This window comes from Methanosarcina baltica (assembly GCF_055394095.1).
Map to the genome: position 1 here is coordinate 1,663,196 of NZ_AP042463.1, position 12,962 is coordinate 1,676,157.

8 protein-coding genes are annotated in these 12,962 nt (G+C 44.2%); 2 read left to right on the forward strand and 6 right to left on the reverse strand.

Going from position 1 to position 12,962, the window contains the following annotated elements:
• Positions 1 to 16: 16 nt before the first annotated feature.
• From ACZ5QV_RS07250 to ACZ5QV_RS07260, 3 genes are all read right to left on the reverse strand, one after another.
• The gene (locus tag ACZ5QV_RS07250) at positions 17 to 787 is read right to left on the reverse strand and encodes an ABC transporter ATP-binding protein (protein WP_464601875.1); all 771 of its coding nucleotides are present in this window, start codon (positions 785 to 787) and stop codon (positions 17 to 19) included.
• A complete protein-coding gene (locus tag ACZ5QV_RS07255) occupies positions 787 to 1,575 on the reverse strand; it encodes an ABC transporter permease (protein WP_464601876.1) in 789 nt (262 codons plus the stop codon). Before ACZ5QV_RS07255 ends, ACZ5QV_RS07250 begins: the two co-directional genes overlap by 1 nt.
• Positions 1,576 to 1,782: 207 nt before the next feature.
• Positions 1,783 to 2,820 (reverse strand): ABC transporter substrate-binding protein, encoded by a 1,038-nt coding sequence (locus ACZ5QV_RS07260; protein ID WP_464601877.1) that lies wholly within the window; start codon positions 2,818 to 2,820, stop codon positions 1,783 to 1,785.
• A gap of 330 nt (positions 2,821 to 3,150) precedes the next feature.
• Between ACZ5QV_RS07260 and ACZ5QV_RS07265 the strand changes: the two genes are divergently transcribed.
• Positions 3,151 to 3,672, forward strand: a complete 522-nt coding sequence (locus tag ACZ5QV_RS07265; RefSeq protein ID WP_464601878.1) for a helix-turn-helix domain-containing protein — start codon at positions 3,151 to 3,153, stop codon at positions 3,670 to 3,672.
• Positions 3,673 to 3,753: 81 nt separating this feature from the next.
• Here ACZ5QV_RS07265 and ACZ5QV_RS07270 read toward each other — a convergent pair whose 3' ends face one another.
• A complete protein-coding gene (locus ACZ5QV_RS07270; RefSeq protein ID WP_464601879.1) occupies positions 3,754 to 4,596 on the reverse strand; it encodes a hypothetical protein in 843 nt (280 codons plus the stop codon).
• 202 nt (positions 4,597 to 4,798) lie between these two features.
• On the opposite strand from ACZ5QV_RS07270, the gene ACZ5QV_RS07275 reads away from it, so the two are divergent.
• Positions 4,799 to 6,463 (forward strand): IS1634 family transposase, encoded by a 1,665-nt coding sequence (locus ACZ5QV_RS07275; RefSeq protein ID WP_464599431.1) that lies wholly within the window; start codon positions 4,799 to 4,801, stop codon positions 6,461 to 6,463.
• A gap of 17 nt (positions 6,464 to 6,480) precedes the next feature.
• On the opposite strand, the gene ACZ5QV_RS07280 is transcribed toward ACZ5QV_RS07275, so the two are convergent.
• Both ACZ5QV_RS07280 and ACZ5QV_RS07285 read right to left on the reverse strand, forming a co-directional pair.
• Positions 6,481 to 8,523: an S-layer protein domain-containing protein gene (locus ACZ5QV_RS07280; protein WP_464601880.1), complete on the reverse strand. Its 2,043-nt coding sequence runs from the start codon at positions 8,521 to 8,523 to the stop codon at positions 6,481 to 6,483.
• A 355-nt stretch (positions 8,524 to 8,878) separates the two neighbouring features.
• Positions 8,879 to 12,958, reverse strand: a complete 4,080-nt coding sequence (locus ACZ5QV_RS07285; protein ID WP_464601881.1) for an S-layer protein domain-containing protein — start codon at positions 12,956 to 12,958, stop codon at positions 8,879 to 8,881.
• Positions 12,959 to 12,962 lie beyond the last annotated feature (4 nt).

Consider the following 12,962-nt stretch of genomic DNA (forward strand, 5'->3'; position numbering starts at 1 on the left):
TAAAGCCTTGGGGCTTTTACTGTGTTCCTGTAAATCTATCTTCTTCCAGCAGTTTCAGTACATGGTCCCTTAAACGGTTGGCTTCCGGGCTTGTCCGGCTCCGGGGCCTTGGAAGGTCCACTTTTATTATCTCTTTTACCCTGCCGGGCCTGGCGCTCATGACCACTATCCGGTCCGAGAGGAAGACCGCTTCATCCACACTGTGGGTTACAAAGAGGAAGGTTACGTGTTTCTGTTCCCAGATTTTCAGGAGTTCATCCTGGAGAACGTTTCGGGTCTGGGCATCCAGGGCCCCGAAAGGCTCATCCATTAAAAGAACCTCGGGTTCGTTTGCAAGGGCCCTTGCAATCGCCGCCCTCTGCTGCATGCCCCCCGAGAGTTCATGGGGGTAGCTCTTTTTGAACTGTTCCAGGCCCACAAGCTCCAGATATTTTTCAACTCTCTTCCGAGCTTCGCTTTTACCGATCCCCTGCATCTCAAGCCCGAAGGTGATATTATCGATTACCGTCCTCCAGGGAAAGAGGGAGTACTGCTGAAAGACCATACCCCGTTTGGGGTCCGGGTCCGTGGTCTTTTCCCCATTCAGGAGGATCTCTCCCGAACTCAGGGTCTCAAGCCCTGCTGCAATCCGGAGAAGAGTTGTCTTTCCGCAGCCGGAGGGGCCGAGGATGCAGACGAATTCCCCGTCTTCGACCTCAAAACTGATGTCTTCCAGGGCTTCGGTCTCTGACCCATCTTCTCTTTTCTGAAAGGTACGTGAAACGTTTTTAACACTTACTCTGCCCATTATACCACAGTCCCTGCTTTCCATTTAAGGAGTTTTGCGTCCACATAGTACCTGAAAGAAACATCAATGAAAAGCCCGAGAAATCCAAGGAGAAGCATATACATAAGTACTAAATTCATTCTGTGAAGGTGAAAACTCTGCCAGAGTTGGTACCCGAGCCCGTCCCCGCTGACCCCGAACATTTCGGCAGCGACCAGGCACATCCAGCCCACACCCATGGCGATCCTGATCCCTGCGATAATGGAGGGCATCGCCGAGGGAAGGGCAACGTAGCGGATAAGGTCCCGGTCCTTCGTGCAACCGAGGACCTTTGCGGCTTCAACATGAATTCTGGGTATATTCTTAAAGCCGGTATAGGTATTGATAATAATCGGGAAAACCATCCCCACGAAAACAACAAAACCCGCGGCCATATGGGTGAGCCCGAACCAGGCCATGGCAAAAGGAATCCAGGCCAGAGGGGGGATCGGACGGAGGACCTCAATGATCGGTTCAACGGCTCTACTTGTTTTTTTGAACCAGCCCATGGAAATTCCCAGGGGAATGCCTATTAAAAACGCTGCTACAATGCCTATCCCAAAATGCAGCAAACTTACCAGGAGGTCATTGAAAATGTTTCCGCTTTCTACAACGGAATAAAAAGATAGAGCTACATCATAAAAACTTGGAAGTTTTAATTTATTCTGCACAATCAAGTCCGCTGTAAGCTGCCAGAGAACAACAACAGATAGAACTGAAAGTACTTCAACGCTTTTTTGACGTAAAGTTTTTATGAATTCAAAGTTCATGACTACTCTAATAGTATTACTTCTTTTTTATCTTTCCGGAGGGTCCTTTCTTTCCGGACATTTCTCTTCTATTCTCTCTTCTATTCTCTGAAAAAATTCTGAAAAAAATAAGGTCCAATATGCCCTTTTCTGGACATCTGGGCCTTCTGTTTCGGTCTATATTGACTTATGCACACGGAGATGGTTTTTCTCCAGTATCAAGGTTTTTTACTCAACTGCTGCCTCATAGAAGCTTGTGTTAAAGATTTCTTCCTTTGTCAGAGGTTTCTGGATGTAGCCGAGCTCATACTGGACCTGGGCGTACTGGACGGTAGAGTCCGCAATGAATTCAGGGTCTGCAATCCAGGCTCCGTCCCAGTCTGTAAGGGATTTCTCGACCTTTTCAACTTCCCAGTTGGTCCAGTTTGCAAAAGTCTGAGCAGCTTCGTCCTGGTTTTCTTTGTTATATTCAGTTGCCCTGACATGAGTCTTTACGATCTGTTCAACGATTTCAGGGTGTTCCCGGATAAGTTCTCCGCTTGCGACAAGCACACAGCAGGCGTGGTTTGCTTGCATCTCTCCCGAGGCCACGATGGAGCGTCCGTTTCCTTCACTCTCGATGATTGCAGGAGCTGGGTGGGGGAGGAAGGCCGCATCAACGCTTTCGGACGAAATGGCACTTATGGCTTCTCCGGGCCCCATTCCTCTTATATCCACGTCCTTTTCGGGATCAAGCCCGTTTTCGCTCAACCAGGTCCGGAGCAGGGTGTCCTGGATGGTGCCCGGCGGGAAGGTGGCAATTTTTAGGCCCTTCAGATCTTCGGGGCTACTGTAATCAAATTCTGGCCTGAGGATCAGATTCGAGCCCTGAATCTGGACTGCGGCAACGATTCTCGCGTCAAGGCCCTGGCCCAGAGCCGTGAGTACGGGGGCTGCTCCCACATAGGCTATGTCGAGCTGATCCGTAAGCATGGCCTGCATCTCAGGGGCTCCTGTGGGAAACTCATGTTCCTCGATTTCCTTTATCCCGAAGGGGGCCAGGTCCTCTTCCCACCAGCCTTTATCTTTGGCTGTCATGTATGCGATCTGGTGCGTGCTCGGCTGGTAGCCCACCCTGAGGGTTTCAGGGCCCGGAGCAGGGACGGCTTCTGTGCCTTCATCGACTCCGCTATCTCCGGCTCCGTTCTCGTCTTCGGAAACACATCCGGATACGAAGGCTGCTGAGATTAACAGTACAATAATGATCAGTATAGCTGTTTTCTTCAAAAGCTCACCTCGATAACTTCCATTTTCTTTGAACTTCTACTTTTTACACTTTCAGGTCCACTCTTAATTAAAGAGAGAAGCTGACCTGAAATTTTTAAAAAGAAATCTTAATTATCCTTAAAATATTTTCTTCGTGGCACCGGGATGTGCCAGTATGTAATAATATTCTCAATAATTCTATTATTCGTTAGAGTTTGCTATATATAGTTTCTCAAATTATTCAAAATTTAACCTATATGTATTAATACATCTATGAATATTTCTCAATAAGGAAGGAATTAACCTTTAAATATAATATTTACCTGAAATTATTTAAGAGGATGTGTTTTTATGAACGCTGCAGATAAAGTGATTAAAGCTGCATTTGAATCCGACGCGATGTTCCAGAAAATCCTTTCTGAGGTAATTAAGGAAGATCTGAACCTTACCGCCGTTGATTTTGCCAAACAGGCAAACATCCCCCCGAGCACCCTGTACAAGATCCTATCCGGAAACAGGGACCCCAACATCAAGACTCTACGCCAGATCATAAGGACTATCCGGGAACTCAGGGAGTCTGAAAGCGGAGAGTTTATCGCCGTAATCGCAGCCCGAACTGTACTTGACAATATCGTGGAGACAAAGAAAAAGATCGCAGGTCGACTGGTTACCATCAGGGAATACTCGGCCACCTCTATGGAAGAAGCGATCATTGCGGCCGTACGCGCCGAAAAAGATGGAGCAAAGGCCCTGGTCTGCGCCCCCATCGTCAGCCCGACCGTGGAAAAAATCCTGAACATCCCGGTTACTACCATCATTCCGAAGGATAGTCTGATGGACGCAATCGAGCTTGCACTCAAAAAAATGGACTGAGATCCGGAACTTTGCGGGATTATTTAGTATTTTTCCCTTTCCGAATTCTCTTTTCCTTTTCGGAGTTTTTCTCCCTTCTTTTTACACTTCCTCAGCTTCTTGCCATTGATATATTATTTCCTGCAACCTCTCAGTTGTGATTTCCACGCCTGTTTCCGGGGCCGCTTCATTGTTCAGCCAGCAGTATATCGCTTCCTGAAGCTCAGTTGTGCTTATTTTTTCACCCTCTTCGGAGGTCGGGGAAATCCAGGGGTTCCAGGAAGAGTTCTCGTCCTGCGCTTTTAGAGTGATTGTTTTTGAATTCCCTCCGAGTTTTATCTGATATTCTCCGGGGGGGAGGTAGGAGGTATTATAGCTTATATTGAAATTTCCTGAGGAGTCGGACCTTACTGTTTCAGAGGCGGTGAATTTTAGGGTAACGTTTTCAGTTCCGTTTTCAGCCTGGCCGTCTATACGGATTTTATCGTAAGTCCACGAGGGTACATGCCCCTGGGAAATGATGGCAACACCGTCTGTGGCATCGTTAAATATGGAGATCCATATTAATTTTTTTACCCTTACATTCAGGTCCTGAACCCCTTCGGCTCTTGCGGTAAAAAGATTGTTCTCTCCTTTCGGGATCTTTACTTCCTCTATCTCGTAATAATATTTTCCTTCTACCACAGGTACTTCTTTTTCAAGGGATATTTCCAGTCCAGCAGTTTCATCAGGAGAGGCAGTGCCGCTAAGGATAATTGTATCTCCTGCTACCGGGTTTTTGGGAGATATTTTCCATTCTATTTCGGTGTTTTCTTTAATGTATTCTACAAAAGGATAGAATCTCAGGACATCTCCTTCAATGGAATCGGCAACCTTGAACTCAAAGTTTTCTATGATACCGATTCTTTCCCCCTTTTCGAGGCTAATATCGTCCTCATTTCTCATTATGATGCCAGCTTTGCTGACACTTTTACTCAGCTTTCAAAGAAGAGCTATTTTTGCCTTGATTTGCCACAAAAATCAGTGGCAAGGAAGATCCGTTAAAAAAAATATTTGTAAGGCCTAAGTTCTAAATTACATTTAAAAAGCCTATTGTATCTGTTTTTTGAAGAAATATCTTTATATACGTAGAACCTAAATTTATATCATGGTTTTTTTAAAACAGAAAATAATCAACGGTAAAAAATACTGGTATATTATTAAAACTGGCAGAATTGATGGAAAAGTGAAAACTATATTTCAGATATATTTAGGCAATGCCGAAAAAATATTTGAAATGAAAAAACAGAGTGAATCATTGCCCTACATGAAACTGAAATCTTTTGAGTACGGCAAACTTGCCGCACTTCTTCATGTGAATGAAGAGCTTGGATTCGTTGACATAGTGAACAAGCACACTATGAAAAAATCAATCGATGGTTTAAGTGTCGGAGAGTATCTTTTACTTGATATAGTGGGGAAATCTCATGGAGTTTTAAGTGAAAACGGTATTGGGGAATGGTTCAAAAAATCGGCCTTATCTTTTAAGTGGAAATTCCCTCATAAATTAAATTGTCAGAATTTTTTGAATCATATGAATTACATTGATTCCGACACAATGAAAAATATTGAAGACGATTTGTGCCGAGTTCTCATCGAAAAAGGACTAACCCCTTCAGTACTGTTTGTGGATGAATCAAACTGGTTCACTTATGCTACCAATTATGATGAAAAAAGTGAATTGCTTCATAAAGGGTATAACAAAAAGCATCGTAAAGACAAAAATCAGGTATCTGTAGCGCTGGCTGCTAATGATTACAACTTACCTTTTATTCACGAGACATATCCAGGAAATGTGCATGATTCAGAGGAATTTTCAGGTCTGGTTGACAAAATAGTAAACCGTCTAACCGAATTGAATATTTGTTCGGAAGACCTTGTTCTTGTTTTTGATAAGGGAAACAATTCAAAGGACAACATTGAAAAAGCAACTTCAAAGATGAATTTTGTAGGGGCTGTAAAAGCAAATCAGGCAGATGATCTTCTTGAAGTGCCATTATCTAAATATCAATTTTTATATGAAAGCTCAGAAGGCCACAAAATTTATGGCTATCGGACAAAGCATCAGTTTTACGGGACAGAATTTACAACAGTAATTACTTTCAATGAAGGAACTCACAAACTTCAAAAAAGAACTTGTGAGTCAAATATGTCAAAAATAACTGAGAATCTGGAAGACCTACAGAGGAGACTGGAAAGCAACAGAGGAAAAGCAAGAAACAGGAGCAGTGTAGAAAAAGAGGTTGCAGACATTATTATCAAAAAATACAGAAGTATGGTGAAATATGAAATTACTGATGCTCCTGAAGGTAAGAAAAAACCTCAGTTAAAGTTCTGGATTGACGAAGAGAATAAAAATAAGCGCGAAAATTCATTAGGAAAAAATATACTATTTACAGATAAGCACCGTTGGCACACTAAAAAAATTGTGCAAACATACAACAATAAAGGCGCTATAGAGGATGATTTTAAGCTATTGAATGATCACCTGCTTGTCCCTGTGGGACCGGTGTACCACCACAAAGATGAAAATATCAAAGTTCACGTATTTCTGTCTATAATTGGCTTACTTTTCTACAGATATTTAGCCTGGGAGACAAAGAGATATGGTCTTTCTATGAGAAGACTAATTGAAAATTTGTCCGAAATTAGGCTGGCAGTTATCCAGGATAAAGAATCAAATAAGTGTAATATTATTCTGGAAGAGATGAGTACAAAGCAAGCATCATTATTTTCTTTCTTGAACTTGGGTAATTACCTGCCACCCCAATAAAAACGTCATCAGTAGGATTATTCATTCCTTAGGCCCACACAAACAAAGCCGCTTGATAACGGAAAAACATGCATCTTTGAAAGTAAAGTTTTAATTTCCATTTCCCCGAAATTATCTCCTACCCTTAATTCTATATAATCATCAGAAATTTGGAATATACCCTCAATGAAAGCACCACTGGTCTCCTGTCCGGCAAAGACAGTCCCGAAATGGACAATAATCTGAGGGATATTTTCCGCATCTCCCATGTCGTTTTCGTAAACGTAGGTTTCACCTGAAGCAAGGAAGGCATCTTCCACTGCATCTCCGTCCTTTTGGAGCTGCACCCAGACCGTGTCTCCGTTGATGTCTACTTCCTGGATTTCCAGAGCGTATCCTTCTTCAAGGACAAGGGTTGAGCCCGAGTAAATAGACCTGTTTTCATAGCTGTTGATCAAAACTTTACTGAGTATACCTTCAGAAAGGAGGTTTACGTCACTGTCTATAAAGGTCGTGTTATCCTCGCTAAAGCCCGCAAAGAAATCTTTTCCCATGAAACCGATTACCTGGAATTCACCCCAGTCATCATACTCGAACTCAACCTGGTCGGCGGTGATGGTATAAATCAGGTTATTTTCAGGGATTTCGTTTCCACTAAGGTCCGTTATCTCAAAAGTTTCGGTCCCGACACCCTCATCTATATCGTAATAAAAACCTTCGAAATTAAGGGGGTCCCACCTGATAGTCTGTTTCCCCTCTTCATCGTAAACGGTCCCACGCAGCTCATAGATCCCGGCTTTGGACATGTCCTGAACAGGAGCAAACCTGAGGGCATCGTCATCAGCAACTTGGATCTTGATCTTGCCCATGAGATCGATTATATCGCCTTTTTCGAGATTGATGTCATCTTCGTTCTCCATTTTTATCTTCGTAGAAGACATGGAGCTTACTTCCATTTCTCCGAAAATGTCCCCTGCGTTAATTTCAATGCAGTTATCCGATATCTGGAAAATCCCTTCCACGAATACGGCGCTGTTCTCCTGTTCTGCAAAGACAGTCCCGAAATGGGCAATGATAATAGGCACGTCTTCGGCATCTCCGAGGTCTGTTTCATAGACAAAATCGCTCCCTGAGGAAAGGAACTGGTCCTCCACAACGTCTCCGTCCTTTTCAAGCTGTACCCAGACGGTATCTCCGTTTACGTTAGATTCCACGATGTTCAGGGAATATCCGTCTTCAAGGACAAGGGTAGAACCTTGATGGACGGATTTATTTTCATCACTGTCGGTAAGCACCCTGGAAAGGATCCCTTCATGGATTAAGCTGACATCATCATCCACAGGTTCCGTGCGATCGTCTTCATATCCCGCAAAGTACTTCTCTCCCAGAAAGCCGATTACCTGATAGGAACCCCAGTCCCTGTATTCGAAATCAGTCTCAATTGGCACTGTGCTGTAAACCAGGTCGTTTTCCTCAATGTTCCCATCAGAAATGCCGCTGATAGTCATACTTTCGGAACCGAGGCCAGAGTTCAGGTCATAGAAGAAACCGGAGTAACTCAGGTAGTCCCAGGTGTAATCATCACTCAGGCCCGCATTTTCATCCCAGATCCTGCTGCCTCTGTAGTAGTATTCTGAATAAATGCGGAGAGTCCAGGCCCTCTCAACGGTTTCTGAATTCTTTACGGCCTCGGCCCGGATTTCGTATATGCTCGGTGGATACGCTGCCGTTTCCAGGAGAAATGAGGAGTAGCCCGAGCTTTCTTCCGTTTTTTCAAGGGCACCGTTTACGTACCAGTTGATTGTACAGGCCTGGTTTGCGGCGATCGAAAATTCGATAAGTCCGGTTTGGTTCCCACCTATTTCGATTTCATTCCATGCGGGGGTGAAGCTATCTATTGAGAGAGCTTCCGTCGCCAGGATTCTGTAATTGCTCAGGGAATTAACAAGAGGGTAGCCGTCTCCTTCTTCAATGGCGCCGCTGTAAACCTCTATTTGGGGAGCTGCGCCCGCAGAATTCAAGCAGAGTATCAGTATGAGAATTGCCGTAAGCAGGGGAAAAATACTTTTACTTTTGAGCATCCGAACACCTTTTCATAAGTTAATATAATTTTTTAGAATTGAGAATTCTATCTTGAAATAATTGAAAAGCAGAAATATCTCGAAAGACATGATCTCTTATAATTCTCCACTATTTTTGTATATATGGGTTTATAATTTTTGCTTCTTTTCAGGCCTTTTTTCAGGATCTGCAAAAATCCTCAATTCCTTATTTCGAGTCATTAAAGGTTCGAAAAATCAGAAAAAGAGCAGGAAGGACGAGAAAATAAGAAAAAAAAAAGACGTAAATAATTTAAAAAATAGGAAAAACCCCACGTTTCCGGCTGCGTGGAGTTTTTCCCTTTTCTGTATTCAATTTTCTACAGTTTTTGACAGCTTACTCTTTTGGTTTCTTTCCGGTAAGTTCCGCTATCTTTTCCTGCAGGTCTGCCACGGTCATGCCACCTTTGGTGAACATGTAGGCAGCTCCTCCTCCCACCAGGAGGATTAGGGTTAAAAGGGCGTAGAGAAGGACCGAGGTCTTCTTGGTAACCTCGTATGTGGTGGTCTGGTCTCCGGCCTCAATAGTGTAGCTACCTGGCACTTCTTCTGCGTGGAGGAAGGTAACGGTCGTGCTTTCCCCGATTCCGAGGGAAACCATCTGTGAATCTACGAAGCTTCCGTTCACACGGAGTTCGACCTCGGTCTCGCCTGCTGCGTTTCCGGTGTTTTCCACAGCAATCGAAATCTCTGCTTCCTTTTCGGCCTTTATTTCGATGGGGGCCACAAGGTTGGAGTAAACAAAAATCGCCTCAAGGGCCTTTACGTTAAAGTTGATGTCCTGATCGAGGAAGCCTTCCTTAACGGCAGTGATTGAAATCCTTCCGGGGGTCGATGCGGTGTAGGAAATGGTTCCATCCGAATCGGTCTTGCCCAGAATTTCCCCGTTTATGGAAACATTTGCATCTTCAATCGCATCTCCTCCGATGGCCTTAAGGACCTCAATAGTAACCCTTTCTCCTTCGTAGGCCGTCTCAGGGGAGACGCTGATGCTCATCTCTTCCTTCTGCTCAAGGACTTCCATATTCTTGTTTGCGGTGGTGTAGCCATCCTTTACGGCTGTAACCTTGAAGTCTCCTGTTGTGGTTGAGGTGTAAGAAAGGATCCCGTCTTCATCGGTTTTCCCTATGGATTTCCCGTCGAGCTTCACGGTCACGTCTTCCACGGCCTTGTCGTCAGCGGTAACTTCGATTTCAATTTCCTCATCCACAAAGATCTCGTCAGGCACACTGATCTTCAGTTCCCGGCTTGCAGATCCACTACCTTCGGTTTCGACTTCAACAAAGGGGTAGAACCTGAGAGTATCATCATCGGCAACTTTGAACTTGACGTTACCCATGAGGTCAATGGTGTCGTCTTCTCCAAGGTCTATATTGTCATCGTTTGTCATGACGATTTCATCATCGCCGATGCTGTCTACTTCCATTTCTCCGAAGGTGTCTCCATTTTCGATTTCTATGTAATCGTCGGAAACCTGGAATATACCTTCCACGAATACTGCACTGGTTTCCTGTCCTGCAAAGACAGTTCCGAAGTGGACGATAATCAGGGGCACGTCTTCAGCGTCGCCCAGTTCGCCTTCGTAAACGTAGTCTTCACCTGATGCAAGGAAGGCGTCTTCCACGTCATCTCCGTCCTTTTGGAGCTGCACCCAGACAGTTTCACCGTTGATATCGACTTCCTGGATTTCCAGAGAGTATCCTTCCTCAAGCACAAGGGCCGAGCCGGAGTACATTGATTCCTTATCGTCACTGTCGGCCAGGACTTTGGAGAGGTAACCGTCGCCAAGAATGCTTACATCGTCATCGATTTCCCCGTTGACCGCACCTTCAGGATAGCCTGCAAAGTACTTCTCTGCCATGAAGCCTATGACCGTAAAATTACCCCAGTCTGAATTTTCAAATTCGACTTCATTTGTTTCCGTCCTGTACTCTAGGCCGCCATCATCGATATCCCTGCCGTCAACGTCAAACTTATCTTCATCTACAACAAGGCTTTCAGTCCCAAGGCCCTCATCGATGTCATAGTAGAAGCCTTCAAAGTTCAGAGGAGTCCATTCGGGAGCTACCTCGCTTTTATCTTTGTCAAACACCGTTCCCCTGAGTTCGTAGGTCCCGGCTTCGGACATTTCCACGATAGGGGCAAAACGAAGGACATCATCATCGGCATCGGCAACGATTATCTGGAGTTTACCCATGATGTCAATGGTGTCGCCTTTTTTAAGTGAGATGGAGTCCTCGTTTTCCATTTTAATCAGGTCACTGCTGATTTGATCTACTTCCATCTCTCCGAAGCTGTCTCCACTTTCGATTTCGATATAATTGTCCGAAATCTGGAAAATCCCTTCAACGAATACCGCACTGGTCTCCTGTCCGGCAAAGACGGTCCCGAAATGGGCAATGATGATGGGTACGTCCTCGGCGTCTCCGAGATCTGCCTCATAGATGAAATCGTCCCCTGAACCAAGGAACTGGTCTTCCACAACGTCTCCGTCCTTTTCGAGCTGGACCCATACCTGGTCCCCGTTTACGTCAACTTCCACGATGTTCAGGGAATATCCATCTTCAAGGACAAGGTCCGAGCCTGAATAGATGGATTCCTTATCGTCACTGTCGGTGAGCACCTTGGCGAGTACCCCTTCATCAATTAAGTTCGCGTCCAGGTCTTCATTCCCGACAGTAGTTTTATTTTCATCATCGCCACTGTCGATATACCCCGCAAAGTACTTCTCTGCCATGAAGCCGATGACCTGATATTTGCCCCAGCTACCGTATTCAAAATCAGTAGGTATCGGGCTTGTTTCGTAAACAAGATTCCCATCCTCGATGGTTCTGCTCACGTCTCCACTATCACCATCAAGCGTGATTGTCATGGTTTCGGCGCCTTCCCCGGAGTCCAGGTCATAATAGAAGCCCGAGTAACTCTGAGGAGTCCAGATGTACACATTTGAAAGGCCGGCCCCATCTTCCCAGATCCTGTTTCCAGTTGAGTAATATTTGGAGCGGACCTGAAGAGTCCATTTTATCGTCCTAGATGAATATGTTCCGTTGGGGTCACTTACTTCTGCGGTAATATTGTACTCCCCGGAAGTTGCGTCTTCATAGGTAAATGAGGAAAAATTCACATTATCTTCATTTGCGTCATCCTGAGAATCTCCATCAACAAACCATTCGATATTGAAGATATTATCACTCGACACATTAAATGTCTGGGATTCTCCTTCGGAAATTTCCACATTGCCTTCAGCTGGATTTTCTGTAATATTTAGAGATTTTTGTGATACCGTCCATTTCCAGGTATAATCATCAGTCTCTGTTCCGTTCTGGGCTACAACCTTTACCTCGTGTTCCCCTACCGCTGCACTATTGTTTTCATACGTGTGTTCTGTAACATCATTTTTTGAATCTACTTCCACGCCGTCTATAAACCATGTTATGTTTGAAATTTGGTTTGTTTCAATGCTGAAGGTCTGATTCTCTTTGAAATTAGATTCTGGATCATTATCGGGTTGCGGGTTCTGGATGCTTAACTCAGGTTTACTCTCTTCTTTCACTGTCCATTTCCAGGTATAATCATCAGTCTCTGTTCCGTTCTGGGCTACGACCTTTACCTCGTGTTCCCCTACCGCTGCACTATTGTTTTCATACGTGTGTTCTGTAACATCATTTTTTGAATCTACTTCCACGCCGTCTATAAACCATGTTATGTTTGAAATTTGGTTTGTTTCAATGCTGAAGGTCTGATTCACTTTGAAATTAGATTCTGGATCATTATCGGGTTGCGGGTTCTGGATGCTTAACTCAGGTTTACTCTCTTCTTTCACTGTCCATTTCCAGGTATAATCATCAGTCTCTGTTCCGTTCTGGGCTACGACCTTTACCTCGTGTTCCCCTACCGCTGCACTATTGTTTTCATACGTGTGTTCTGTAACATCATTTTTTGAATCTACTTCTGTGCCATCTATAGACCAAATTATATCAGCTGCTTTATTTGTTTTAATACTGAATGTTTGTGAAATATTCTCTTCTGATGTTGGATCTGTATTTGGATCAATAGAATCTGAGAGAATTTTTAATGGTTCTACATCTGGATTTACATTCAGAGTCCAGACCCTTTCGGGACCGATTTCGTTCAGGATGGCTTTTATTGTATAGGATCCCGGAGTACTTGTTATCTCAGAAGTTATTTTGTATTCACTACTGCTTACATTACTTTCTGTTTTCTTTGTTAAATCATCAACTGTCCATGTGACATTGGCATCTTCATCTAGGGAGATAGAAAGTGTCATTTCGCCATTTTGGTTTAATGTTAATTCCTGATCTTCAGTTGGGTCTACTATGGTAGCCGCCATCGCAAGCCCGCAGAACAAGCCCAGCAACAGGAGTCCTGCTAGTAGTTTATTAGTGTGAATTTTCATATCC